This is a genomic window from Anaerofilum hominis, from assembly GCF_014287275.1.
In the GTDB taxonomy this organism is placed as follows: Bacteria; Bacillota; Clostridia; order Oscillospirales; family Ruminococcaceae; genus Pygmaiobacter; species Pygmaiobacter hominis.
Genome location: NZ_JACONZ010000002.1, coordinates 686,192 through 710,946, shown reverse-complemented (window position 1 = coordinate 710,946; position 24,755 = coordinate 686,192). Strand labels below are relative to the sequence as shown.

Here is a 24,755-nt window from a genome sequence, read left to right as displayed (position 1 = left end):
CCGTGGGTCCTGTGGTTTGCCCGCCTCACAGCCCGATGGCCCGCCGCTGCGGCTGGCTGTCGAACTTTTGAAAAAAGCGGTTCTCGTATTCCTCGATCAGCCCCGGCCGGAACGAGGGATGCGCGATATCGATCAGCGCCCGGGCCCGCTGCCGCAGCGTGCGCCCCCGCAGCGCCGCGATCCCGTACTCTGTGACCAGGTAATCCACGTCGTTGCGCGAGACGCTGACCGCGGCCCCCTCCTCTAAAAAGGGGACGATGCGGGAAAACCGCCCTCCCGCCGAGGTGGACGCCATCACGATGATGGAGCGGCCCCCGGGGCTGAGGGAAGCGCCGCGGATAAAATCCGCCTGTCCCCCCACCCCTCCCACCTGGGTGAGGCCGATGGTCTCCGCCGCGATCTGCCCCATCAGGTCCGCCTCCATGCAGGAGCTGACGGACACCATATTGCGGTTGCGCAGGATCACGCCGGGCGCGTCCACGTAGCTGACGGGGTACAGTTCCAGGCAGGGATTGTTGTCCGCAAAGCGGTACATCCGTTCGCCGCCGGCCAGGGCGGCCGCCACGATCTTGCCGGGGTGCAGGGTCTTGCGGCTGCCGTTGACCGCCCCCAGCTCTACCAGATCCAGCATGGCCTCGGTAAAAAGCTCGCTGTGCAGGCCCAGGTCCCGCTTTTGTCCCAGCGCGCAGAGCACGCCGTCGCAGGCCGCGCCCAGCCCCGCCTGCAGGGTGTCGCCGTCGCGGATGAGCCGCGCGCAGTGGCGGCCCGCTTCCAGCTCCTGCGGGCCCGCCCGCTCCCTTGCCAGCCCCCGCAGCGGGCGGCTGACCGGCACGGCGCAGTCGATGCGGTCCATGGTCAGAAAGCTGTCGCCCAAAGTGCGGGGCATGCGGTCGTTCACTTCCGCCAGCACCAGGCCCGCGCTCTCCGCCGCCTCTTTTATGTAATCCACGGTCGGCCCCAGGCTGCAGCGGCCCTGTTCGTCCGGCGGCGACACCTGCACCAGCGCCGCGTCGATGGGCAAAGTGCTGGTGAACAGCGCGGATAACTGTGAAAAGTGGATGGGGGTGAAGTCCCCCTTGCCCGCCATGACGATGTCGCGGGTGCCGTCGCCCACAAAGACGGCATTGTGCCGGAAGTGCGCCTCCATGCCCGGCCTTGCGCAGCCCGCCGGCCCCGGCGTCTCCATGTGCAGGAGCTCCACGTCCCGGTAGCGGCCGCGCTGCTGGATCAAAGCCTCGATCAGGGACAGCGGCTCGCCCGCCGCGTGTCCGACGGCGATGCGGCTGTGAGAGCGGATGCGGCGCACGGCCTGCTGCGGGGTGGCGAGCTTCCGGCGATAGCGGTCCTGCCAGTCCATACCGGCCTCCTTTCCGCCCTGTGCTCTGCCGGTCTCAGTACAGCTCGCCGTAGATCTTGCGCACCCGCGCCGCGTCCAGCAGCACGAAGTTGTTTGCGGTGATGCGGCCCTGCTTTTCCATCACATTCGCGGTGAAGTCGTCCAGATCGGCCAGCGTCACCCCGTATTCGCGCAGGGGCTTGCGCACGAGCACGGCGGACAGCAGCTCTTCCAGCCGCTCGTATACTGCCTCCCGGGGACATTCGAGCTCTGCGGCAAGCAGGCCGTTCAGCTCGTCGATGCGCCCCGCGGCGCTGATCTCCATATAATTGCGGAAGATGCCGGTGAACAGCGCATAGTTCGCCTCGCCGTGGGCCACGTGGTATTTTCCGCTGAGCGGATAGCTCATCGCGTGCACCGCCCCGCAGCCGGCGTTGCTGAACGCGCAGCCCGCGAAATTGCTGGCGGTGAGAAAATCGTCCAGCAGCTCGCCATACACCTGCTGCCCCTCCCGCTGGATGCGGCGGTAGCCTTTCAGGATCATGCCGATCGCCCGGTACCCGAACAGCTTGGTGTACGCGGTGGCCCTGGGCGAAACGCTCGACTCCACCGCGTGGATGAGCGCGTCGATGGAGCTGGTGGCAAAAAAGCGGTAGGGCAGGGTGCGGAGCAGCTCCGGCACCAGCGCGGCTTCGTCCGCATAGAGCGCCTCGTGGGCCAGCCCCAGTTTGGTGCTGCGGCTCTTGAGTTCCAGGATCGAGATGTTGGTCACCTCGCTGCCGGTGCCGCAGGTGGTGGGCACCAGCACCAGGCGGCGCTTTTTGCGCGGCTCGATCTTTTTGTCATAAAGATCCAAAACAGGGGTGACGGTCTCCAGGGCAAACAGCTTGGAGAGGTCCAGGACCGTCCCGCCCCCGATGCCGATGATCCGCTGCGGATCCCCCTGCACGTCGCGCCAGATCGCCTCCGCCATCTCGTCGGACGGTTCGCCGCCGCCGTACTTTTCCTGAAAGATCACCTGAGCGCCCGACCCGCACCCGTCGAAAAACGGGCGGTAAAGGAATTCATTGGTGAGGATGAGGTCGCCCCGGCCGATCTTCAGTTCCCGGCAGAACTGTTCGCAGCTGTCATACCGGCAAAGCGCCGGGTGCAATTCAAACTGTTTCATACCGTTTCCTTTCTCTCAAACTGTAACTATGCTTTCACTTCTCTACAAGGAAGCATATTCCGTGCCAGTTTTAATTATTTTTGCTATATTTTTTATTTTTTGTGTATTTTAACTATCTTATATTTCCAAAAATTGTAAGCATTGCTAATTGATTTTTTCTTTTTCCCTCCGGGGCCGGAGCCTCTTCCTGAAAGCAGCCGTTCCGGCACAAAAAAAGCGCCGGTGTGCTGCAAATTTGCAACGCACCGGCGCTTTTTTCCTCCGGGATTTGAGATTTAAGACAAAAACCCAGCTGTTTCATGCTCTTTTTGCTGTTGCACAAACGCAACAAAATGCATTTGTGCAACAAATTCCAATTTGCGGCCGCCTTTCCCCCGCCCGGGCGCGCGGCTGCTCCCCGCGAGATCGGAGGGGCGTTTTGCGGGTCATCTGCGATAGCGCTTCCGCTTGCGGACAAAGGTCGACGCATCCATGCCCAGGCTGGCCGCGGCGTCCCGCACATTGCCGTATTCCGCATACGCCGCCTCGATATATTCCAGCTCAAACTTTTCCGTCAGGCGCTTCAGGTCCACGGTCTCCCCCAGCGCCTGCCGCACCTCCGGCCCTGCCGCCGGAGCGGCCGGCCGCAGGGACAGGTCCTCCGCGCAGATCGTGGGTCCGTTGCTGAGAATGGCCGCCCGCTCGACGATATTTTTCAGCTCGCGCACATTCCCGGGCCAGTCATAGGTCCGCAGGCTGGCGAGGGCTGAGGGCAGAAATTCTTTTCTCATGCCGTATTTGCGGTTCAGCTCCGCCAGAAAACTTCTGGCAAAGGGGACGATATCGTCCGGCCGCTTGCGCAGCGGCGGGATCGTGATGGGAAAAACGTTGAGCCGGTAGTACAGGTCCTCCCGGAACAGCTTGCGGGCCACCATCTCCTCCAGGTCGCGGTTGGTCGCCGCCAGCACCCGCACGTCGATCTTGACCGTCCGGTGGGAGCCGATGCGCTCGATCTCCTGCTCCTGCAGCACCCGCAGCAGCTTCACCTGCATCTCCAGCGGCAGTTCGCCCACCTCGTCCAAAAAGATGGTGCCCCGGTCCGCCACCTCGAATAGGCCCACTTTGCCCTCGCGGCTGGCGCCGGTAAAGGCCCCCTTTTCATACCCGAACAGCTCGCTCTCGATCAGCTCTGCAGGGATGGCCCCGCAGTTCACCTTGATGAACTGTTTGTCGCTGCGGCTGCTGGTGCGGTAGAGGTGCTTGGCCACCTCTTCCTTGCCCACGCCGGTCTCGCCCAGCAGCAGCACCGTGGTGTCCAGGCGGGCCACACGGCCGACCATGCGCAGCACGTTCTGCATATTGCGGTCGGCTGCGATCAGGTCCTCGGTGCCCATCAGCTGCCGCCGCAGCGCCTCCGCCTCGCTGGTGGAGCGCCGCTTTTTTTCCTCGTTGCGCTCCAGCTCCTCCTGCAGGCGGCAGATCTCGGTGATGTCGCGCACATTGGTCACCACCATCGCCACACTGCCGTTTTCGGCCAAAATGGGCGAGCTGGTGATCATGGCCCGGTTGCCGTTGCGGAACTGCTGGTCCAGGGTCACGGGCCGTTTTTTCTCCAGCGCCAGCAGTGTGCCGGAGGCCGAGATCAGCCCTTCTTCCACGATCTGTTTCATGCTTCTGCCCAGCACCTGCTCCGCCTTCAGGCCCGAAATGGTCTCATAGGCCCGGTTCACCATGATGGTGACCGCCTGCCCGTCGGTGATGAAAATGCCGTCGTAAGAGTTCTGGATGATCGCGTCCAGCGTGTGGGCATTGATCTCAATATCCGGCAGCCGCATCCTCCGCGACTCGGATTCCATGTAAAAAGGCGTCTGTTCCATTCCTCACTCCCCTGTCCAGGCTGTAAACAGACTGCAGGGGCCGGCGCCCCGAAAAGCCCCGGCCCCTGCCTGTTTGCCCTGATCCCCTATGCCCCGCAAAGTCTGTCCCGGCGCTGCGCGGCGGCGGGGTAGCCCAGTGCGGCCCTGTATTTTGCCACAGTGCGGCGCGACACGGCGTCCTCCCCGCCCAGCAGCGCACAGAGGGCCGCGTCGCTGTAAGGCCGCGTCGCATCTTCCGCGCGCAGCAGCAGCTCCAGCCGCCGTTTCAGGTCCTGGCTGCTGCTCTGTGTTCCGCCCGCGCCGACCGCCTGGGCAAAAAACTGCCGCATGGGGTAAACGCCGTGATGGCAGCCCAGGTATTTGCCGCGCACTGCGCGGCCCACCGTGGTCTCATGCAGGCCCAGTTCCTCCGCCACCTGGGCCAGGCGCAGGGGCGCCAGACGGCGCTCCCTGCCCACAAAAAACTCCCGCTGGTGGGCGACGATGCATCCCGCCACCCGCAGCAGCGTCTCATTCCTGCGCTGCAGGCAGCGGCACAGCAGCGCGGCGCTCATCAGCCGTTCTCCCAGATAACGGCGCACCTCCTCGTCCGCAGAGGTGCGCTGCAGCTCCCGGTAAGGTTCCTCTACCGACACATGATACCGTTCGGGGGCCGTCACGGCCAGAACCAGCCGCTCCCCCTCGCTGCGCACCTCCACGTCGGGCAGGGCCAGGGCGGGCGGGTCCCCCTGTTCAAAGGCCGCGCCCGGCTTGGGGTCCAGTGCCCGGATCGACCGCCACGCCGCGCGCAGCTCCTCTTCAGCCACGCCCAGCCGCCGCGCAGCCGCCTCAAAGCGCCCCTGCGCCAGCGCGCCCAGCTCTTCTTCCACCACCCGGCGCTCCAGCGCCGTGCAGCCGCCGCGCCGCGCAAGCTGCAGCAGCAGGCACTCGCGCAGATCCCGCGCCCCCACGCCCGCCGGCTCCATGCCCTGAAGCAGCTCCAGCGCATCTGCAAGGCGTCCGGCGCGCGGCCCCTCGGTGAAAAGGCCGTCCGGCAGGCCCGTCAGATAGCCGTTCCCGTCCAGAAAAGCCGCCAGGGCCGCCGCGTCCTTTTTCTGCTGCGCCGGCGCGCGCGACGCTGCAAGCTGCAGCAGCACGCTGTCGTACAGCCCCGGCCCGGCGGCGCGCACGCCCGCAAAGGGGTCGTGCTCTTCCTCCGCGGCGGCGCGCACTGCCGGGCCGGGCCCGCAGTTCCACTCAAGGCGCACCGCCGGGTTCTGCTCGCTCTCCCGCTGCAGATAGGCTTCCAGCTCTTCTCCGTCCATCTGCAGCAGCTGCACCGAAAGCTTCTGCGCCACGCCGAGGGTCAGGCGCTGGCTCTGGTTCTGGATCAATTTCACGCGTTTCCCCTCCCCCTGCCGCTTCAACCGCCCCGGGCGTGTCCGCAGACGCTCATTCGTGCTCTTCCCAGTCCAGCGAGCGGCTCACCGCCTTGTGCCACTGGCGCATCAGATGCTCGCGTTCCGGCTGTTCCATCTTTGGAGTATACACCTTATCCAGGGTCCAATGGCTGCGGATCTCGTCGAGGTCTTTCCAAAAGCCCACCGCCAGCCCCGCCAGGTAAGCCGCGCCCAGGGCGGTCGTCTCCCGGATCATCGGCCTGCGCAGCGGCAGGTCCATGATATCCGCCTGGAACTGCATCAAAAAGTTGTCCCGGCTTGCGCCGCCGTCCACCCGCAGCTCTTTCAGCCGGATCCCCGTGTCGCTGGTCATGGCGTCCAGCAGGTCTTTGGACTGATAAGCGGTGGATTCCACCGAGGCGCGGATGATGTGCGAGCGGGTGGTGCCGCGGGTGATGCCCACGATGGTGCCGCGCGCGTACATGTCCCAGTGGGGCGCCCCCAGGCCGGTAAAGGCGGGCACCACATAGACGCCGCCGTTGTCGCGCACCTTGGTGGCGAAGTACTCGCAGTCCCGCGACTCGTCGATGAAGTGCATCTCGTCCCGCAGCCACTGCACCACCGCGCCGCCCACGAAGACACTGCCCTCCAGCGCATAATTCACCTTGCCGTCGAGGCCGATGGCAATGGTGGACAGCAGCCCGTTTTTGCTGCGGCAGATCTCGTCGCCGGTGTTCATCAGCAAAAAGCAGCCGGTGCCGTATGTATTTTTGGCGTCCCCTTTGTCAAAGCAGGCCTGCCCGAACAGGGCCGCCTGCTGGTCGCCCGCAATGCCGGCGATGGGGATCTCGGCGCCCTGGATGCTGACCGCCCCGTACACCTTGCTGCAGTCGCACACCTGGGGCAGCATCTGCATGGGGATGCCCAGATAATCGCAGATCTTCTTGTCCCAGCACAGGTCGTGGATGTCGTAAAGCATGGTGCGGGAGGCGTTGGTGTAATCGGTGACGTGGACCGCCCCGCCGGTCAGCTTCCAGATCAGCCAGCTGTCCACGGTGCCGAACAGCAGCTCGCCCGCCTCGGCCCGCTCCCGCGCGCCCTCCACGTTGTCCAGGATCCATTTGATCTTGGTGCCGGAAAAATAGGCGTCCACGATCAGGCCCGTGGTGTCCTTTACATAGGGTTCCATGCCGTCGCGTTTCATCTGCTCGCAGATATCCGCGGTGCGGCGGCACTGCCAGACGATGGCGTTGTAGACAGGACGGCCGGTCTTTTTATCCCATACGACGGTGGTCTCGCGCTGATTGGTGATGCCGATGGCCGCCACCTCGGCGGGGTCGATGCCGCTTTGGGCCAGCACCTCGATCAGCACGCCGTACTGGGAGGCGTAGATCTCCATGGGGTCATGCTCCACATAGCCGGGCCGGGGGTAGATCTGGGTAAATTCTTTCTGCGCGATGCCCGCGATGTTCTGGTCGCGGTCAAAGATGATGGCGCGCGAACTGGTAGTGCCCTGATCCAGCGAGATGACATACTTTTTCATGCACAAGCCTCCTGTTTTTCGCCTTTGCAGAGAAACAAAAAAGCCAAAGCAAACAGCCTTGAAAAGGCGTTTTTCGCTTTGGCTCTTGTCTCTAAGCGCAATTCGTTTTTCTTCTTCTTAATATATCATACAAAACTCAAAATCACAACCAGCGATCATTTGACGTTTTTCACAAATTATTCTCTTGTTTTTTGGGGATTTCTTTTTCCGCGCCGCCGCCGGGCCGGGTGTGCACACCGCGGAAAAGCAGGGCCCTGCAGCCATGGCCCGGGCGCGCTGCTCGGGGGCCGGGCCGGGCGCGCGCACCGCGGAAAAGCAGGACGGCAGCACCCTTGCCCCGGAGCGAAGCATCACCTGGCTGTGCCGGAGCAGCGCAAAAATGAGCGGCCGCCCGGCGGGGGGGCTGAAGCCCGCCGGCAAACGCTTTTCTCATGCTCCCGGACAAATCGCCGCCCGCAGGAGCGGTGCGGACCGCAGCGCGCACATAAAAAAGGGGGACTGGAGCGGACAAGCCGCTGTCCGCAGGGGGGCGCAGACCAAAACGGCGGCAGCCTCACGAATGCTGTGGGGACGAATAAGCCCCCGCCCGCAGAAGCGGCGCGGCTGCGCGCAGGCGTTTTCCTCCCTGCGCCCTCCCCCACGGGGAGGCGGCAGAAAAGCCGGCCGGCCCCGCAGCCTCTGGACGCCGCATGGGGCCGGCCGCACCATGGGCCGCACCTGCGTCCGTCATCTGCCCGCACCCCCGGACGCCGCACGGGCCGGCCGCTGTGTCGCCGGTTTTAGAGATAAAAACAGCGCCCGGCCGCTGGGGCCGGGCGCACACGGAGAAGCGGCCTCACCGCCGCCCTCTTCCGTTCCTTACACTTCAAAATCCACATAGTAGGCATTGCCCACAAAATCGTCCTCGTAGACCTCCAGATACAAAAGCGAAAAGCTGTCTGCATCCTCCGGCACCTCATAGGCAACTTTGGCGGTGATCTCCTCGTCTTTTGCCAGCTCATACTCCAGTTCCATCAGGCCGTCCCCTGCCGCTTCCACCGGGAAGCAGTAGTCCTCGTCCCCAGCGCCGTAATACAGCACAAAATCGCTGGAAAACATGGGGATGGTCTCGCCGAAAGTATTTTTCACCGTGATCTCGGCCACCACCAGCGTCGTGCCCTCGCCTGCTGCAGCGTCCCCGCAGCGGTCGGTCCTCTCCACCGAATCGACGGAGAAACTGAAAAACTGAGTGGTCAGTTTTTCGCCGACCTCGCCCACGACATATCCGCCGGTCTCCCGGCCATCTTCCGCCACTGAGGCGCCCGTCGTCATCGTGTCCACGCCCGGCAGCTTGTCGCAGCCGGCAAGGCTCAGCGCCAATGCGCCGGCCAGCGCCACCGCCGTCAGCTGCGCGGCCAATTTTTTAAGTTTCATATGCTCCTCCTCATTCCAAAACGATTCTCCCAAACAGTCCGTCGGTCACAGCGGGCGGCGGTCCGGCTCTTCCATGCGCAAGCGCGGTAAAAAAACCGGCGGTCCCCTCTGTGCAAACGCCGCGCTTTTAGAGTATCAGATGAGGGCCGCTCTGTCAAGAAATCCCATCTTGTCCGCTTTTCCGCCCCGGCTGTTCTTGTCACTGATGTGGGAATATAGTATACTGATTTTGACACCATACCGGGGGACCGATCCGGCCGCGGCTGTCATGATATCATTAAGGGGGAAGTGTATCGCATGGATTTTGCTCAATTTTCCGATTTTGCGGCTGCGCGCGGCTGCCGCCAGGTACAGGACGACGCTTTCGGCATCTACCGCGGCTATCCGTTCACCGTCCATTATAAAAAGGGCGGCCAGGGGCAGCTGACCGCCGCTTTCAAGTTCGGCTCCAAGACGCCAAAGTCCCTGCTCAAAGAAATGCGCGCCGCGCTCAAACCCTACGGCGCCTCTCCCATGTCCTATGCGCCCGACCGGGTGGGGTTCCTGCTCGCCGGCAAAGAGGGGGCGGAAGAAAATTTTGACAACGCCCTTTCCGCGCTGGCTGAGCTTTTTACCGCCGCAGGGCTGACGCCCCCCACCGTCTGCCCGTTCTGCAAGGGCAACGGCTGCGACACCCTCGCTTTTGTGGGCGGAGGCTATGTGCCCGTACACCGCGCCTGTCTGGACCGGGCGCTGGCCAGCAACGCGACCGCCGCCCGCCGCAGCATGCAGCAGGGCAATTACTTCACCGGCATCCTGGGCGCGCTTGCCGGCGGCCTGGTCGGCGCTTTGCCCTCCCTGCTGACCATCTGGTTTGCCTCCCGGGTCTTTGCGCTGCTCTTCGCCCTCATCCCCATCTGCGCTTATCAGGGATATAAGCTCTGCCGCGGCAGGCTCAACCGCGTCGCCACGGTGGTGACGATCCTGTCCTCCATCCTGCAGGTATTCGTGCTGGAACAGCTGCTCTTTTATATCTCCGTAGTGGACTACTACGGCATCTGGCCCAGCATTTTTTCCAGCATGATCCTCTATTTCCGGCTCTACACCCTCGGCGACATGATCGCCAGCATGGCCACTCAACTGGTATTCGTTGCGCTGGGCATCTGGATCAGCTGGCGCATGATCACCCAGACCGGCGGCACGGCCCTGCAGAGCGTGCAGTACATCAACGCCACCGTCGCCCCGTATGCCGCCCCCGGCACCACCCCTGCCCCGGCGCAGGCCCCGGCCCCGCAGGCCCCGGCAGGCGCGGCGCCCCCCGAAGTTCCCCTGTCAGAAGAAGATCCCTGTGAATGGAAAGGATAAAAGGGGAGTTTCTTTTCCTTTCTCTCTGCGGCAGGAGATTTGTCCATAATTTGTGAGCGATCTCAAAAGCGCCATTCTACTGAAAAATCAGTAGTTTATGGCGCTTTTTTCTTGTTTTATTGGTATGGAATCGGTTTTGTCTCAACCATTTTCGAAACATATAATTTTATATCGAATTTTTTGTTGGCATTTTTTACAAACAGCCTCAGGGAAAAATGGAAGAATTGTCTAGATTAGAGAACCTCTTCTTGAAAAACCGGTTTTTGGCACTTTGCACAAGACGGGCGTCATTTCTTATGCTATAATGACAATGCAGTCAGGAAAGACCTGCTGCAGAACACCACCTAAAGAAAGGAAGATGTGCATTATGGTTAAGCAAATCAACGTCAAAAACCTGTCCCAGGTTAAGGAGATCGTAAAAATGGCAAGCCGCTGCGACGACGAGATCGGCGTCCACGACGAGGCGGGCGCGATCGCAGACGCCAAAAGCATCCTTGGCCTGATGCGCCTTGACTATACAAAGCCCGTGCGGCTGGTGAGCGAGAACGCGTCTGCCATTGAGTACGTCGCGAAAGCTGTCCGCAGCTGAACTGGTTTTTGAGGGGCACTTACGGGAAAGAAGAGGGGATCCGCCCACAGGGGCGGGTCCTTTTTTATGCCTCCCTGCGCGCCGCAGGGGATAAAATTGCCATGCGGCGCAATATTTACAAAATATTCACCGCCCCCGGCTTTGCTTTCCCGCCCCTTTTTGTTAAAATAGAGAATATCCGGCAATACTGCCGGTGCGCGGGCCCTGCCCGTATTCTGACAAAAAAGAGGTAATCTGATGAGCTGGCTGGACAAACTGGAGCGCAAGTGCGGTAAATTTTCGATTCCCGGCCTGATGCGGATCATTGTGGCGGGTATGGCGCTGGTGTTTTGCTGCGATCTGCTGTTCCCCCAGGCCAACCTGATCTATTATATGTATTTCGATCCCGCCCTCATCCTGCAGGGGCAGGTCTGGCGGGTGTTCACCTTTATTTTTCTCCCCCCTGAAAGCAGCCTGCTCTTTATCGTTTTCTCCCTGTACTTTTATTACCTGATCGGCACCAGCCTGGAGAACGAGTGGGGCAGCTTCCGCTTTACCGTCTACTATCTGGTGGGCATGATCGGCACCATCGTGGCCGGCTTTATCTCCGGCGGGGCGACCAACAGCTATCTCAATCTCTCCCTGTTTTTCGCCTTTGCCGCGGTCTATCCCAACATGCAGGTACTGCTTTTCTTTCTCATCCCCATCAAGATCAAATGGCTGGCCATCGCGGACGGCGTCCTCTTTGCATTTCAGCTGGTCTTCGGCACCTGGCAGACGCGGGCGGTCATCATCGCCTCGCTGGTCAATTTTCTGCTGTTTTTCGGTCCCGACGTGCTGCGCAGGATGCGGGACAACTTCAAATACCGCAAGCAGCGCGAGGAGTGGCGCCGGCAGATGCGCGGCTGAGCTTCTCCCCGCCCCGCTTTTCCAAAACAGCAGCGTCCGGATGTTCCACGTCCCGGCAGCACAACAGAAAAAACTTCCTGCCCGATGCGCCGGGCGGGAAGTTTTTTGTTGTGAGCGCAAATCGGTTTAGGGGAGAACCCGGTACTGCAAGCGCCGGGCCGGCTGGGACGGCAAGCCAAAACGGCGGCGTTCACGCCGCCGGTATGGGAGAGGTCTGCGCTCTTTCCTGCAGGCCGGCCCCAGAACTTTCTGCAATTTTTGGGGCGTCCCCGGGCGCCGGTTTCCCTGGGCCGTTCTTTGCCGTCCCCGGGGCGGCGCTGGAGCGCGGTTCCACCCGCGGAGGCAAACGGAAAAGCCGCGGAGAGCTGCGGGGAACAGCGGCACGGTCTCAGCCAAAACCGGGCCGTCGAGCCCTCAGGCATTGCGCCTGCCGCCGCCAAACAGCAGTCAAAGCGGACGCCGCCAAAGCTTTTTACAGCCGGGCCCGCGCGGCCGGCCGCGGGACAACAGGACAGCCGCCGATGTCCACAGCCGTTTCCGTGAGGTGCGCCGCCGGGCGGGAGAGCTCTGTCCGCTTTTCCATCCCTGCCCGTGCCTCCCAGTTTATGTCTGTGTCGCCGGCCCGGGCAAAACTGGAACGCGGTTTTGCCCCCCCGCCGTAAAACGCCGCGCCGGACTACTGCTCCAGGCCGCTGCGCCTTTTGCTTCGCCGCGGGGCTTCCGCGGTCCGCGGCTTCTGAACCGGTGGCCGCGCGGCTGTTTTTTGAGCCGTCTCCCCGCTGAGGAGAGGGGCCCGGAAAGTCTCCCGCTGCCCTTGTCCGGGCCGCCGCACAGCCACAGTCATCTGCGCCCGCTTTTTACAGCGGGCCGTTTTTTGTCCCTGTCCCAACGCCCGGAAACGCTGTTCGGCGCCGTCCTGCGGACGGCGTGAAAAAACCTGTGCTGCGCCGGGGCTTTCCCGCCGCCGAAACGCCGCTCCCGCGTCTCAGCGGATGCGGTTATAAATGGCGCGCAGCTCTTCCAGCACATCGGGATGGCTGAAATCGCCGTGATAAACAAGCTGGATGTTGCGGGACATGCTGGCGTTTTCGATGGGCACCGCGACCAGCCGCCCGGCGCGCTCCTCCTCCCGGCAGGCGCTTTTGGCGATGATCGAGACCCCAAGGTCCTGGCTGACCAAGTCCTTGATCATGGCCACGTTGTCCAGCTCCATCATAACGTTGAAGTTCTGCACCGACTCACCCTGGCTTTGCAGATAGCTGTCGAACAGGGCGCGGGTGCCCGCTTTTGCGGGGCGCAGGATGAGCCGCTCGCCTTTCAGCTCGCCGGGCAGCACGCTCTGCCTGCGGGCAAAAGGATGCTGGGGGGACACGATCAGGCAGAGATAGTCGGTATCCAGCAGCACCGAGTGAAACCGCCCGCCGGGCAGCGCCCCCTCCACCACGGCCAGATCCAGCTCGTAGAGCTCCATGCGCTGATAAAGATTGTTTATGGTGTCCGTAACAATATTTATATGGGTCTCCGGGTGCTCATGGCAGTAAAGGGCCAGCACCTGCGGCATCAGGTTTTCTCCTGCGGTGGGGGTCAGCCCCACCGCCAGGTGGCGCAGGCTGCGGCGGCTGTCCTCAATGGCCTGCCGGGCCGACCGGTCCAGGGCCAGCGCCCGGCGCGCATATTTGATCAAAACCGCCCCCTCCGGGGTGGGGACCAGCTCTTTTTTGTCCGGCCGGAAGATCGGGATGCCATATTCCGTCTCCAACTGCCGGATATGATGGCTGACCGCGGGCTGGGTGAGATGCAGGGCGGCGGCCGCCCGGGTGAAGCTGCCCTCCTCGATCACGCGGATCAGGGTTCTGATTTTGGGATCGATCACAGCAAAACGCCTCCTTTTCCATCTCATCAAGTCCATTTTTTGTGCAAAGATTCAATTATCCATAAATATTTTTTATTGTATTAAAACGAATCATAATTTGATATTAGCACTTCCCCCTCATATAATCAAGACGTACCAAAAAGAAATGTAAATTTCTTGTAAAGTCTTTTCTGGTTTTCCCCTTACCCGCTTCACCGCTGCAGCCGGACGCGCCGCCCGGCCGCGGCGATCTCATTTTGAAAGGAGGGATGCGCCTTGGCACTGCTGGACCGCATCTCAAACACCAACGCGCAGGTGATCCTCTCGCTGGCCGCCATGCTTCTGGCCGGCTTTCTTGCCACCCGCGTGACCAAAAAGCTGCGCCTGCCCAACGTCACCGGCTATATCCTGGCCGGGGTCGCCATCGGGCCGTGGGCGCTGCATCTCATCCCGGACAGCGTCATGGGCGGTATGGATTTTGTCACCGACGTGGCGCTGGCCTTTATCGCCTTTGGGGTAGGCAAGTATTTCAAGCTCTCTGAGCTGCGCAAAAACGGGCTGCGCATCATTGTGGTCACCCTGTTTGAATCGCTTGCCGCCGGGCTGGCGATCACGCTGGTGATGTACTTTCTGTTCCACTATTCTCTCGCTTTTGCCCTGCTGCTGGGTGCCATCGGGTGCGCTACAGCGCCCGCTTCCACCATCATGACCATCCGCCAGTACAAGGCAAAGGGCGAGTTCGTCAACACCATCCTGGAGGTGGTGGCGCTGGACGACGCGGTGGCGCTGCTCGCGTTCAGCATCGCCGCCGCCTATGTGGGCGCGGTGGAAAGCTCCGGCGCTGTGGACCCCAAACTGGTGGTGCTGCCCATCCTTTACAATCTGGGCGGCATCCTGGCCGGGGCGCTGGTCGGCTTCTTCCTGCACCTCATCGCCGACCCGGAGCGCCGCTCCGCCGAGCACCGGCTTGCGCTGGTCATCACCCTGATCTTCATCCTCACCGGCCTGTGCACCAGCCTTGACATCTCGCCGCTGCTCTCCTGCATGGTGATGGGCACCGTCTATGTCAACGCGGGCGGCAATAAAAAGACCTTTAAAATGGTCACCCGCTTCACCCCGCCCATCCTGCTGCTGTTTTTTGTGCTGTCCGGCATGCGGCTTTCCCTGCCCGCCCTGCAGAGCGCCGGGCTGGTGGGCGTGGTCTATTTCTTCGTGCGCATCCTGGGCAAATACGCGGGGGCCTGGGCCGGCTGCGCCGTCACCGGCGCGCCCAAACCGACCCGCGACTGGCTAGGGCTGGCGCTGATCCCGCAGGCCGGCGTCTCCATCGGCCTGGCGGTGCTGGGCCAGCGCATGCTGCCCGGCCCCACCGGCGTGCTGCTCACCACCATCATCCTCTCCTCGGGCGTGCTGTACGAGATGATCGGCCCCGCCTGCGCCAAGGCCTCTCTGTTCCTGTCCGGCACCCTGCAGCGGCAGCCCCGTCCCCAGCCGCCCCACAGCGGCGAGGCGAAGCCCCTGCCCGGCAAGGCGGTCAAAAGCGCCAAGCCCGCAAAGGCCGTCAAAAAGGCTGCCTCCTGACCCGGCTTCCATGCCGGGCCGGCAGTCTGCAGCTCAGCGGCACAAGGTCCCGGGCCGGTGTTTTTCCGTCTGTTTTCCTCCTGCCCCGTGCCCCGGCTCCTCGTTTGGGGGCGCGCTGCGGAGCGCAGAAAGGGCCTGCCCGTATCCCCTTTCTGCGGCAGCCCTGCCGGCGCAGCGCTCAGACGCTGCCGCATACGGACCTTTACCTACCTTATACAAATATAAAAAAGGGAATGGCGCCTGCCATTCCCTTTTTTACGGATAAACGCCCGCGCTCAGAAGCTGCGCGGCGCTTTGATCTTTTTGGACTTGACCATGCCGATGGCGCTGAATACCAAGGCGGTCACTGAGATCGAGACCGAGATGCAGCCCATCACCAGGCCCACGATGCTGAAGATCTTCCCTTTCATGCAAAACGGCTCCTTTCCTTGGCCGGGCCGTGGCCCGGGCCGATTTCTACCGTTATTATACCAGTCACAGCTGCCCGCGGCAAGCAGCTTTTAGTTGTTTTGCGGTGTTTTGTAGCGGCGGACATTTTTGCCTTGACAAGCCAGATGCAAAAAGAATATTATTATGAATAATCCAGTGGAACGACCGAGGAAACGATCAAAGTAAAGGAGAAGAAACTATGGCTTTTATTTACGATGAACCGTCTCACACTTTTGGCGAATATCTCATTATACCGGGGTATTCCTCCTGCGAATGCGTACCTTCCGCCGTCAACCTCAAGACCTCGGTGGTAAAGTACCGCAAGGGCGAAGAGGAATGCCCCCTTACTATGAACATCCCCCTTGTCTCCGCCATCATGCAGTCGGTCTCCAACGACACCATGGCCATCGCCCTGGCAAAAGAGGGCGGCATCTCCTTTATCTACGGCAGCCAGTCGATCGAAAGCGAGGCCAGAATGGTCTCCAACGTCAAGAGCTATAAGGCGGGCTTTGTGGTCAGCGACTCCAACATCCGCCCCGACGCCACCCTGGCCGATATCCTTGCCCTGAAAGAGAAAACCGGCCACTCCACCGTTGCGGTCACCGAGGACGGCACCGCCGCGGGCAAGCTGGTGGGCATCGTGGCCAGCCGCGATTACCGCGTCAGCCGCATGTCCCCGGACGAAAAGGTCTCCAGCTTCATGACCCCCATCGACAAGCTGGTCACCGGCGACGAGAACACCACGCTGAAAGAGGCTAACGACATCATCTGGGACAACAAGCTCAACAGCCTGCCCATCGTGGATAAGAACGGCACCCTCAAATACTTTGTTTTCCGCAAGGATTACTCGGACCATAAGGCGAACCCCCTGGAACTGCTGGACAGCCACAAGCGCTATATCGTGGGCGCCGGCATCAACACCCGCGACTATGAAGAGCGCGTTCCCGCCCTGGTGGGAGCGGGCGCCGACGTGCTGTGCATCGACTCGTCGGAGGGCTTTTCCGAGTGGCAGAAAAAGACGCTGGAATGGGTGCGCGGCAAATACGGCGACAGCGTCAAGGTCGGCGCCGGCAACGTGGTGGACCGGGAGGGCTTCCTGTTCCTGGCAGAGAGCGGCGCCGATTTTGTCAAGGTCGGCATCGGCGGCGGCTCCATCTGCATCACCCGCGAGCAGAAAGGCATCGGCCGCGGCCAGGCCACGGCGCTGATCGAGGTCTGCAAGGCCCGCGACGAGTACTTCGAGCGCACCGGCGTCTATGTGCCGGTCTGCAGCGACGGCGGCATCGTACACGATTACCACGTCACCTTGGCCCTTGCCATGGGCGCAGATTTCATCATGCTGGGCCGCTATTTCTCCCGCTTTGACGAGAGCCCCACCAACAAGCTGAACATCAACGGCAGCTATGTCAAAGAGTATTGGGGCGAGGGGTCGAACCGCGCCCGCAACTGGCAGCGCTACGACCTGGGCGGCGGCGCCAAGCTGTCGTTTGAGGAGGGCGTGGACAGCTACGTCCCCTATGCCGGCAGCCTGAAAGACAACGTGGCCCAGACGCTGGCCAAGGTGCGCCACACCATGTGCAACTGCGGCGCGCTCTCCATCCCCGAACTGCAGCAGAAAGCCAAGCTCACGCTGGTCTCCTCCACCAGCATCGTGGAGGGCGGCTATCACGACGTCGTCCTCAAGGACAAGGGCCTCTCCTCTGCGGAATGACCCTTTCCTGCTTTGTGAAAATCAGCGGCCGCGCGGCGGCCGCTGATTTTTTGTGTTGTTTTTGTAAAAACTGTTTAAATTTTTCTATAACTTTTTAACTAATATGGATATTTTACCTAAAATCTATTGTTTTTAGCGGCGCAGGGCGGTATAATATGGTTGTAAAATAAGACAGGGGAAATGAGACCGGTGCTTATTTTGCGAAAGCGTTTTCCGGCAGCCCGCCGCGGCTGCGCCCCCCTGTCTGGAATAGAGGTAATCGCGATGTTTGAGGTTTACAAGATGATGGGGACCGATTTTGAAGGCAACGCGGTGCTGGAGCCTGAAAATCCCAACGACGCCTACGACCGTCTGCAGGCCGACCTGGCGGTGGCGGATGAATTTCAGGGGTATGGCGAAGAGGGCGATGAGGACCGCGTCTCTTTCAGGGAACTGCTCGAGCTTCGGTACGACCTGGAATCCCGCGCCTACTCAAAGCTCAAACGGGAGCTCACGCCGGTGCGCACCTACGAGGCCTTTGCCTCGCTGGAGGCATTCGGCTGCAGGATCAATCAAAAAGAGGTCTTTGACTACACCGATATCACCGAGATGGAGCAGGCCGAGCCGATGGACCTGGAGGGCGGCATGGAGGAGGCCGAGCACGCCAGCTACACCTCGCTGCTGGCCGGAGCGCCTGTGGACGACGACCCCCGCTATCACGAGCTCTCGCTGAAAAAGATCCGCGAGGAGCGCGACCGCATGCTGCTGCGGGAAAAGCTGAAAGTGAAATAGGGACGGTCGGATTTCTCTGCAAAAACAGCGGAAAATTTTAAGAGGCGGGCGCTTTTACACCAAAAGCGCCCGCCTCTCTTTTTTCATCAAAGCCCCCCTGCATCGGGCGCGTCTCACCCCCGCACAGGCGCTTTTCTGTTCCCCTCTTCAGGCGCAGAATCGGTACCACATCCATACAAGGCCGTAGATTACCGGCTGGTGCAGCAGATACACCACAAGGGTGCGGCGCCCCAGCGCACTCAGCAGCGGCGCCTGCGGCGCCAGGGCGCGCCGCAGGCGGGGGGCGTTTTCCAGCACACGGTGAAATGCCGTCCCTGCCCAGAACAGAAAAATCCAGGGCAGCAGCGGGAAATAATCCGACGAGTAAAAATCCGGCCCGGGAAACCCCAGCGGAAAAAGCCAGCGGGTGGTATACAGCCCGGCGGGCAGTTCCAGCAGCGGCAGACGCCAGACGCCCCAATAGCCCCACTGGGTGCCGTTGGTGAGCAGGAACAACAGCAGGCCGCCCGTCAGGAGGACGCCGGCGGGAAGCCGTTCCAGAAAACGCCCCGTCAGCGCCCACAGCAGGGCCGCGCAGCCCAGAAAATGCAGTACGCCAAAGCGGATGATCTGCTGGGGCATCACCAGCCAGGTGCCCAGGCTGAGCGCCATGCCCCACCCCAGCAGCTGCGCGCCGCGCCGCGCATTGCTGCGGCTGAAGCCGCAGGAGATGCCGGATAAAAAGATAAAACCGCAGGCGATGAACTGCTGCCAGACCGTCCCCTGCCACTCCCAGAACCAGCTCAGGCGGACGCCGAACAGGGCGACCAGATCATAGAGCAGATGATAGACAAGCATATTGAGCAGCACAAAGCCGCGCGCTGCGTCCAGCACGCCCAGCCGTCTGCCGGATGCGGTCTGCATTGTTTTCAAAGCGGGATGCTCCTCTCTCTGCGCGGCTGGGGCCCGGCAGGGCCCCGCGGCCCCCAAACGGACTTTGCCGCAACCGCGGCGTTTTTCTATTTTTCCCCCTGCGCGGAACAGCGGGGCCGCAGCCTCTCTTCAGGGGGGCCGCTCCGCCGCGGGACGCGGGGGAAATTTTTCCCAGCGCACCGGCGCGGCCCTCCCTTCCGGCCCTGCAAAACCTGCACTTTGCGCCGGGCGCCCGCGGGCCCGGCTACTCCTGCAGCTCGTCCTGCAGCGCCTGCAGGCGCTGAGGGTCCCGCAGCAGGTATCCTTTCGGGCCGCGTTCCAGGATGCCCTCACGGCAAAAATCGGCCAGCACATACAGCAGATGCCGGTAGCTGATGCCCAGATACTCCGCCGCCTCCGTGTGCGGCTCCGCGTAGACGCCGTCCCTGCTGGTAAAAAGGATATAGGAGGCCAGCCGGTATTTCAGCGGATAAGACTGGCTCTGGGCATAGTGCCAGGAATTGCTCACCGCCTTACGGCCCAGATAAAGGCAGATCGCCCGCAGAAAACGGGGGTCGTTCAGCACCCGGTCCCCGCAGCGGGTGAGGTCCAGCGCGATGCAATAGCAGCGGGTGTGGGCGCGCACCCCCTTGGTGTGGGCCTCCGGGTCCAGCATCTCCATCTCCCCCAAAAAACTGGGCACCTCATAAAAATTAAACAGGCTCACCTTGCCGTTTTTGAGGGTGGCGAACAGCTTGGCCCGCCCCTTTACCAGATAATAGAGCTTGGTCACCCGCTGCCCCTCCCGCAGGATCAGCTCCCCCGGCTCAAACACCGCCAGGCTGGCGTAGGGTGTGATATCAAAGGAAAAATACTCCTGAAACCGATACTCTTTGAGCATGGGCCCCAGCTTCCACTCTTCCGCCGTGGTCTCCCCCTCCTTTTCTGCTTCCGCGGCCGGCGCGGGATTTTTTTCAATGATTGGGATCTGTGTGAGATTTCTCATATCATTTTATCTCATCTGATGCTAAGATGCAATCAAAAGAGGATCACCGAGTGAACCATTTGACTGAAAGGAGCCATTTCATGAACAAGATCCCTGTTATTCTCGACGTCGACACCGGCGTGGATGACGCCGTGGCGATCATGTATGCGCTGACCTGTGAAGAGCTGGACATTTTAGGTATCTCCACGGTTGCGGGCAACCAGACGCTGGACAAGACCACCCGCAACACCCTTGCGGTGCTGGAATATCTGGGCCGCCCCGAGGTGCCGGTGGCCAGGGGGGCGGCCGGGCCTTTCTGCCGCCCGCTGCACACCGCGCCTCAGGTACACGGTGAAAACGGCCTTGGCAACGTGCAGCTGCCCGAGCCCGTCAAACAGCCGGAGGCCGGCGACGCGCTCACCTGCCTGCGGCGCTGGATCGAGGGCAGCGCCCAGCCGGTCACCATCATCGCGGTCGGGCCGCTCACCAACATCGCCCTGCTGCTCAAAGCCTATCCCCACCTCAAGGCGCGCATCGAGCGCATCGCCATCATGGGCGGCGGCGCGTTCCGCGGCAACGCCTCCCCCGCCGCCGAGTTCAACATCTATGTGGACCCCGAGGCGGCCCGCATGGTTTTTAAGGCCGGCATCCCCATGATCATGTGCGGGCTGGACGTGACCATGAAAGCTTATGCCACCGGCGAGGACATTGACGCCTTTGCCGCCCTGGGCACAAAAGCGGGCAAGTTCTGCGCCGACATCTTCCGCTTTTACTACGATTTCCACATGAGCGGCGTGCGCGGCAAGCTGCCCGGCTGCGCCGTCCATGACGCGGTGACGGTGATGGCCCTCACTCACCCTGAACTGATGCAGGGCCAGGACGCTTATGTAGAGGTGGACATCGACGGCGAGCACACCTGGGGCTGCACCGCTTCGGACTTCCGCGAGCGGAACTGCAGCGGTGAAAAAAACGCCCGGGTGATCTTGGATATCGACCGCGAGGCATTTATCCAGCAGCTGCTGAAAGCGGCCGCCAGCTTTTCGTAAAGGAGGAACCAAACCATGAACAAACGACCTGTTGTCATCGACTGTGATCCGGGCGTGGACGATACGCTGGCCCTCTGCCTGGCCGCCAGCCGCCCGGAGCTGGATATCCGCGCCATCAACCCGGTGGCGGGCAACGTGGGGTACGAGAGCACCTCGCAGAACGCCCTGCGGCTGGCCGACCTGATCGGCGTGGACTGCCGTGTGGGCCGGGGCGCCGAGGAGCCCCTGCTCGCCCCCTGCCGCACCGCGGGTTCCATCCACGGCCAGGGGGGCCTGGGCGGCTATCAGCTGCCCGCGGCGGCGCGGGATTTTGACCCCGACTATGCCTGGGACGTGCTTTACCAGGAAGCGGTGCGCGCCGGCGGCGAACTGGAGCTGGTCACCCTGGGCCCGCTCACCAATGTGGCCATCGCCCTCAAGCGGTATCCCGACCTGAAAGGCCTGATCAAAAAGATCACCATGATGGCCGGCACGGCCGGGCAGGGCAATACCAACGTCTACGCCGAGTTCAACGTTTGGGTGGACCCCCACGCCTGCGACATCGTTTTCAGATCCGGCATCCCCATCGCCATGTGCGGGCTGGACGGTAACGACAGCTGCCGTCTGGACACCCGGGAGATGGCCGAGATCTTCGACCGGCCCGGCCGCCTGTCCGCGGTGATCAGCCATGTGGCCCATTTTATCCACCAGCGCAACACCGAGCAGTGGCATCTGCCCGGTTCCACCATCAACGACCTGGTGACCATGGCCTGCTTTATCGAACCCTCCATGACCGTCTATGAGCCCTGCTATACCGTCTGCGAGACCCGCAGCACCATCTCGGCGGGCCAGACGCTGGTGGACCTGTACCACGTCAGCGGGAAAGAGCCCAACGTCGACGTTCTGCTGCGTGCCGATAAAGAGCGCTATAAAGAGCTGCTTCACGGCATGATGGATTTTTACGCCGCCCAGTAGCGGCCGGCCTTACAGCTCGGGACAGCCTTTCTTTTCTGCAGCGCGGCAAAGAAGGCCTGCAGAGATAAAAAACGCGCGCGGAGAATTGAATTTGCAGCTATAAGGAAGTATTACAAAAAAACTGACTGAACGGCTGACAAACAGATGCAACAAAGCAGAGAGTTGATCACTTTCAAAAGTGGTCGGCTCTCTGCTTTTTGTTACGCAGTAGAACGCTGTTTTTGAGGGTTTATATGAAAGTATCGTCCAAGTGATTTTTATGCTCTGAAAGCCGCATAAACCAAGGATATTTTGTCCTCTATTGCGTAATATTCCCACCCTAAAAGCAACTATCTGATAAGGCCATTGAATTAGACGGATTTGAGAATAATTCTATCCGATATTGGATTTCCCGATACCGGATGATCCGACGCCGGAAAATCCAATGCAATCAAATAAAGATATGTAAAATTTATGTGCGTGGAAATCCCCTCGCCAAACAACGGTTTTCTTGTTTACCGTTGGGCAGCTGACTGAACATTTAATGGTCAATCTACTTTCTGATATTTTGCATAAAAATAGATTGCGATATTTCCGCAAACAAAAATCAATATACCCATAACTCGCATAACAATTTCCTGCATAACATTCAGATTAAGAATAGCCGGAAAAGTAAGAAATATTATGATGCCACAAACAATTAGTCCCCATCCCATAAGGCGAATAATGAATAGCTTCTTTCTGTTATGCAACAAACTTATTAAATTGTTTTCTGCGTTCTCTTTATACTTATCCATATCACTCATATCAATTTTCCCTCCTGTGAGAAGTTCATTTACGCTGATATTTAATAAACTGCAAAGTTCTAACATAATAGAGGAATCCGGCATGGATCTTCCCGTTTCCCATTTAGATATGGCTCTATCTGTAATGTTCAGTTTTTCTGCGAGTTGTGCTTGAGTTAATTTTTTCTCTTTGCGACATTCCGCAATAAATTTTCCTGTTTCTATTTGGTTCATTAAAGCTCCTTCTTTCATCCTTACAATACGCCTATTTTCTGCTTTTTAACACGAACTATTGGTTGAATATGCTAAACTCAACCGTTGGTTTGGCAATTCTATTACACTCTGATCAATAATGTTGAGCCAATTTCGTGGGAGAAATCCATTTTCCTACCGCACCGCAGACAAAACGCAAAGAAGCCACAAAATAGGAAAAGACGGCATAGCCCTTTGTGGGGCTATACCGCCTAATTGGAAGAATATACTTCCTTGTAACCCGAAACCCTTTTCCCCGCGCGCTCTTTTTATCTCTTTATTGGGCCAGGGACGGCGGTGCGTCCGCTCCCCGCGCTGCGCGCCCTGCAAAGAACCTTCCTCGAAAGCGGCGGCCTGCCCGGCCGCCGGCAAGGAGCGCAAAGGCGGAAACCGGGCTTCGGGTCAATTGTACCGCGCGCTGTTGCGCAGTGGGCGCTGGGCGGAAGAGAGGCCCTGTCCCTCGCCGACCGCCCGCGGGCGGGGCTGCCGGTCCGGCCTGCGGGGCGCCTGCCGGGGCGCCTGCATCCGACGCGGCGCGCCCCCATGCCGCCGGCGATAACGCCGCATCAGCCGCCGGATATCGTAGCGCAACCTTACGTACAGCAGCAGACACACAAAAATCGCGAGCGCGGCGCCTGCCGCGACGCCCAGCCATTTCAGCGCCGTGAGGCCCGCCGCTTTCCAGTCCATTCCCTTTTCCGGGGCTGCTCCCGCGCCCGCCGACGCGGCGGCCAGCGGCACCACATACCGCAGCTCGGCACTGGCCACCTCGCTGTACTGGCCGCTGCTGCCCTCCGGCAGCGAAAGCCCCACCCTCACCGTCATGCCGTAACGGTCGCTTTTTTCCACCTGATAGCTCTTTTGCAGGCTGTCCACGCCTGTGCCCGCAGCCAGCAGCAGGGTGACCGGCTCCTCGGTAGCCAGGGCGGCATCCGCGGCCTCGATCTCCGCGCCCAGCTCCTGCGGCGTCAGGGTCACGCTGGTAAAAGCGTTAAAGCCGTAATCCAGCAGGGCCACGCTGTCCTCGTACATGGCGGCGTTTTTCGGCTCCGCCAGCACCACGCTGATCAGCGTGCGCCCGTCCCGCTGCGCGGCCGAGACCAGCGTGTGCCCCGCTTCGGTGGTATAGCCGCTTTTGCCGCCGATGATGCCGGGATAATAATATTTGGTAAAGTCAAACATCATTTTGTTGCTCGCGCCGATATTGCGGGCCTCCGCCTGCTTGTTGGTGGGCGGTATCACATATTCGGCGGTGGAAAAGACCCGCACGAACGCCTCGTTCTGCAGCGCCGCGCGGGTGATGAGCGCCATGTCCCGCGCGGTGGTGAGATGGGCGGCGTCGTCCAGCCCGTTGGCGTTGACGAAATGGGTGCTGCGCGCGCCCAGCTCCGCCGCCCGCGCGTTCATCATCTCCACAAAATTTTCGATGGTGCCGCCGACGGTCTCCGCGATGCCGTTGGCCGCATCGTTGGCAGAGGGCAGCATCGCCCCCATCAGGGCCTGTTCCATGGTCAGCTGTTCGCCCGGGGTGAGCGCCAGATGGCTGGCGCTGCGCGGCACGCTGAAAACGGAGGCGTCGGTCATGGTGACGGTATCCTCCCAGCTGCTGTTTTCCACCCCCAGCAGCGCCGTCATGATCTTGGTGATCGAGGCGGGCGGCAGCTGGGCGTCCATGTTTTTTTCATAGAGGATCTGCCCCGTGGAGGTGTCCATCAGACAGGCTGCGCCCGCGGAAAGCGGCGGCGCTGCCGCTTCCTCGGCGAGCGCCGGCGCTGCGGCGCCCAGCGCAAGCAGCAGCGCGGCGCACAGGGCAATGATTTTTTTGAACAAGGGAGGCTCACACCTTTGCGGATTTTTTGAGGCGCCGGGCGGCGGCCGGCACGGGCGCACAGGCGGCCGCTCCTGCCCGCGCTCTTTTAGTATGTCAGGAGGCGTGCGGTTTCATTCGCGGCCTTTCGCTTTGTTTCCGCCTCACAATTTGTCAGTCCATGCCGGATCATCGG

At 61.1% G+C, this 24,755-nt stretch carries 20 protein-coding genes; 8 read left to right on the top strand and 12 right to left on the bottom strand.

Features of this window, described 5'->3' with window-relative positions; genetic code table 11:
* Positions 1-25: 25 nt before the first annotated feature.
* The 6 genes from H8S23_RS08280 to H8S23_RS08255 all read right to left on the bottom strand — a co-directional run bounded on the left by H8S23_RS08280 (position 26) and on the right by H8S23_RS08255 (position 8,695).
* Positions 26-1,357, bottom strand: coding sequence for an acetyl-CoA hydrolase/transferase family protein (locus H8S23_RS08280; RefSeq protein WP_186887851.1), 1,332 nt, complete (start codon positions 1,355-1,357; stop codon positions 26-28).
* 34 nt (positions 1,358-1,391) lie between these two features.
* Positions 1,392-2,504, bottom strand: coding sequence for a 4-hydroxybutyrate dehydrogenase (locus H8S23_RS08275; protein WP_186887850.1), 1,113 nt, complete (start codon positions 2,502-2,504; stop codon positions 1,392-1,394).
* A 425-nt stretch (positions 2,505-2,929) separates the two neighbouring features.
* Positions 2,930-4,360 carry a sigma-54 interaction domain-containing protein gene (locus H8S23_RS08270; RefSeq protein WP_243165926.1) on the bottom strand — a complete coding sequence of 477 codons (1,431 nt, stop codon included), beginning with the start codon at positions 4,358-4,360 and terminating at the stop codon, positions 2,930-2,932.
* Positions 4,361-4,446: 86 nt separating this feature from the next.
* Positions 4,447-5,739 carry an RNA polymerase factor sigma-54 gene (gene rpoN, locus H8S23_RS08265; protein WP_186887849.1) on the bottom strand — a complete coding sequence of 431 codons (1,293 nt, stop codon included), beginning with the start codon at positions 5,737-5,739 and terminating at the stop codon, positions 4,447-4,449.
* 52 nt (positions 5,740-5,791) lie between these two features.
* On the bottom strand, positions 5,792-7,282 hold the full coding sequence (gene glpK / locus H8S23_RS08260; RefSeq protein ID WP_186887848.1) for a glycerol kinase GlpK: 1,491 nt from the start codon (positions 7,280-7,282) through the stop codon (positions 5,792-5,794).
* A gap of 858 nt (positions 7,283-8,140) precedes the next feature.
* Positions 8,141-8,695 (bottom strand): DUF4352 domain-containing protein, encoded by a 555-nt coding sequence (locus tag H8S23_RS08255; protein WP_186887847.1) that lies wholly within the window; start codon positions 8,693-8,695, stop codon positions 8,141-8,143.
* A gap of 297 nt (positions 8,696-8,992) precedes the next feature.
* Here H8S23_RS08255 and H8S23_RS08250 point away from each other — a divergent pair, with 297 nt between their 5' ends.
* The 3 genes from H8S23_RS08250 to H8S23_RS08240 all read left to right on the top strand — a co-directional run bounded on the left by H8S23_RS08250 (position 8,993) and on the right by H8S23_RS08240 (position 11,516).
* On the top strand, positions 8,993-10,039 hold the full coding sequence (locus H8S23_RS08250) for an MFS transporter (protein ID WP_186887846.1): 1,047 nt from the start codon (positions 8,993-8,995) through the stop codon (positions 10,037-10,039).
* 367 nt (positions 10,040-10,406) lie between these two features.
* Positions 10,407-10,628, top strand: a complete 222-nt coding sequence (locus H8S23_RS08245; RefSeq protein WP_186887845.1) for an HPr family phosphocarrier protein — start codon at positions 10,407-10,409, stop codon at positions 10,626-10,628.
* 237 nt (positions 10,629-10,865) lie between these two features.
* Positions 10,866-11,516 (top strand): rhomboid family intramembrane serine protease, encoded by a 651-nt coding sequence (locus H8S23_RS08240; protein WP_186887844.1) that lies wholly within the window; start codon positions 10,866-10,868, stop codon positions 11,514-11,516.
* Between the two features lie 985 nt (positions 11,517-12,501).
* On the opposite strand, the gene H8S23_RS08235 is transcribed toward H8S23_RS08240, so the two are convergent.
* A complete protein-coding gene (locus H8S23_RS08235) occupies positions 12,502-13,389 on the bottom strand; it encodes a LysR substrate-binding domain-containing protein (protein WP_186887843.1) in 888 nt (295 codons plus the stop codon).
* Between the two features lie 255 nt (positions 13,390-13,644).
* On the opposite strand from H8S23_RS08235, the gene H8S23_RS08230 reads away from it, so the two are divergent.
* Positions 13,645-14,949: a cation:proton antiporter gene (locus H8S23_RS08230; protein ID WP_186887842.1), complete on the top strand. Its 1,305-nt coding sequence runs from the start codon at positions 13,645-13,647 to the stop codon at positions 14,947-14,949.
* A gap of 275 nt (positions 14,950-15,224) precedes the next feature.
* On the opposite strand, the gene H8S23_RS14115 is transcribed toward H8S23_RS08230, so the two are convergent.
* Positions 15,225-15,359 (bottom strand): hypothetical protein, encoded by a 135-nt coding sequence (locus tag H8S23_RS14115; protein ID WP_279289065.1) that lies wholly within the window; start codon positions 15,357-15,359, stop codon positions 15,225-15,227.
* 218 nt (positions 15,360-15,577) lie between these two features.
* Here H8S23_RS14115 and H8S23_RS08225 point away from each other — a divergent pair, with 218 nt between their 5' ends.
* Both H8S23_RS08225 and H8S23_RS08220 read left to right on the top strand, forming a co-directional pair.
* A complete protein-coding gene (locus H8S23_RS08225) occupies positions 15,578-17,089 on the top strand; it encodes an IMP dehydrogenase (RefSeq protein ID WP_186887841.1) in 1,512 nt (503 codons plus the stop codon).
* Positions 17,090-17,353: 264 nt separating this feature from the next.
* On the top strand, positions 17,354-17,860 hold the full coding sequence (locus tag H8S23_RS08220; RefSeq protein WP_186887840.1) for a hypothetical protein: 507 nt from the start codon (positions 17,354-17,356) through the stop codon (positions 17,858-17,860).
* Between the two features lie 147 nt (positions 17,861-18,007).
* Here H8S23_RS08220 and H8S23_RS08215 read toward each other — a convergent pair whose 3' ends face one another.
* The gene (locus H8S23_RS08215; RefSeq protein ID WP_243165962.1) at positions 18,008-18,763 is read right to left on the bottom strand and encodes a heparan-alpha-glucosaminide N-acetyltransferase; all 756 of its coding nucleotides are present in this window, start codon (positions 18,761-18,763) and stop codon (positions 18,008-18,010) included.
* A 253-nt stretch (positions 18,764-19,016) separates the two neighbouring features.
* A complete protein-coding gene (gene yeiL, locus H8S23_RS08210) occupies positions 19,017-19,757 on the bottom strand; it encodes a transcriptional regulator YeiL (protein WP_243165925.1) in 741 nt (246 codons plus the stop codon).
* A 50-nt stretch (positions 19,758-19,807) separates the two neighbouring features.
* Here yeiL and H8S23_RS08205 point away from each other — a divergent pair, with 50 nt between their 5' ends.
* Together H8S23_RS08205 and H8S23_RS08200 are read left to right on the top strand one after the other, a co-directional pair.
* Positions 19,808-20,782 (top strand): nucleoside hydrolase, encoded by a 975-nt coding sequence (locus H8S23_RS08205; protein ID WP_186887838.1) that lies wholly within the window; start codon positions 19,808-19,810, stop codon positions 20,780-20,782.
* Positions 20,783-20,797: 15 nt separating this feature from the next.
* Positions 20,798-21,736, top strand: coding sequence for a nucleoside hydrolase (locus H8S23_RS08200; RefSeq protein ID WP_186887837.1), 939 nt, complete (start codon positions 20,798-20,800; stop codon positions 21,734-21,736).
* A 527-nt stretch (positions 21,737-22,263) separates the two neighbouring features.
* On the opposite strand, the gene H8S23_RS08195 is transcribed toward H8S23_RS08200, so the two are convergent.
* Both H8S23_RS08195 and H8S23_RS08190 read right to left on the bottom strand, forming a co-directional pair.
* Complete coding sequence (locus tag H8S23_RS08195; RefSeq protein WP_243165924.1) at positions 22,264-22,752, bottom strand: helix-turn-helix domain-containing protein; 489 nt, start codon at positions 22,750-22,752, stop codon at positions 22,264-22,266.
* A 402-nt stretch (positions 22,753-23,154) separates the two neighbouring features.
* Positions 23,155-24,582, bottom strand: a complete 1,428-nt coding sequence (locus H8S23_RS08190; protein WP_186887836.1) for a D-alanyl-D-alanine carboxypeptidase family protein — start codon at positions 24,580-24,582, stop codon at positions 23,155-23,157.
* Positions 24,583-24,755: the final 173 nt, after the last annotated feature.

What these genes read in the sequence shown, in the direction of transcription:
- glpK (WP_186887848.1), bottom strand. Translation starts at nt 7,282, where the DNA reads ATGAAAAAGTATGTCATCTCGCTGGATCAGGGCACTACCAGTTCGCGC.
- H8S23_RS08245 (WP_186887845.1), top strand. Translation starts at nt 10,407, where the DNA reads ATGGTTAAGCAAATCAACGTCAAAAACCTGTCCCAGGTTAAGGAGATC.
- H8S23_RS08280 (WP_186887851.1), bottom strand. Translation starts at nt 1,357, where the DNA reads ATGGACTGGCAGGACCGCTATCGCCGGAAGCTCGCCACCCCGCAGCAG.
- H8S23_RS08215 (WP_243165962.1), bottom strand. Translation starts at nt 18,763, where the DNA reads ATGCAGACCGCATCCGGCAGACGGCTGGGCGTGCTGGACGCAGCGCGC.
- H8S23_RS08255 (WP_186887847.1), bottom strand. Translation starts at nt 8,695, where the DNA reads ATGAAACTTAAAAAATTGGCCGCGCAGCTGACGGCGGTGGCGCTGGCC.
- H8S23_RS08240 (WP_186887844.1), top strand. Translation starts at nt 10,866, where the DNA reads ATGAGCTGGCTGGACAAACTGGAGCGCAAGTGCGGTAAATTTTCGATT.
- H8S23_RS08200 (WP_186887837.1), top strand. Translation starts at nt 20,798, where the DNA reads ATGAACAAACGACCTGTTGTCATCGACTGTGATCCGGGCGTGGACGAT.
- H8S23_RS14115 (WP_279289065.1), bottom strand. Translation starts at nt 15,359, where the DNA reads ATGAAAGGGAAGATCTTCAGCATCGTGGGCCTGGTGATGGGCTGCATC.
- H8S23_RS08225 (WP_186887841.1), top strand. Translation starts at nt 15,578, where the DNA reads ATGGCTTTTATTTACGATGAACCGTCTCACACTTTTGGCGAATATCTC.
- H8S23_RS08270 (WP_243165926.1), bottom strand. Translation starts at nt 4,360, where the DNA reads ATGGAACAGACGCCTTTTTACATGGAATCCGAGTCGCGGAGGATGCGG.
- yeiL (WP_243165925.1), bottom strand. Translation starts at nt 19,757, where the DNA reads ATGAGAAATCTCACACAGATCCCAATCATTGAAAAAAATCCCGCGCCG.
- H8S23_RS08195 (WP_243165924.1), bottom strand. Translation starts at nt 22,752, where the DNA reads ATGAAAGAAGGAGCTTTAATGAACCAAATAGAAACAGGAAAATTTATT.
- H8S23_RS08220 (WP_186887840.1), top strand. Translation starts at nt 17,354, where the DNA reads ATGTTTGAGGTTTACAAGATGATGGGGACCGATTTTGAAGGCAACGCG.
- H8S23_RS08275 (WP_186887850.1), bottom strand. Translation starts at nt 2,504, where the DNA reads ATGAAACAGTTTGAATTGCACCCGGCGCTTTGCCGGTATGACAGCTGC.
- H8S23_RS08250 (WP_186887846.1), top strand. Translation starts at nt 8,993, where the DNA reads ATGGATTTTGCTCAATTTTCCGATTTTGCGGCTGCGCGCGGCTGCCGC.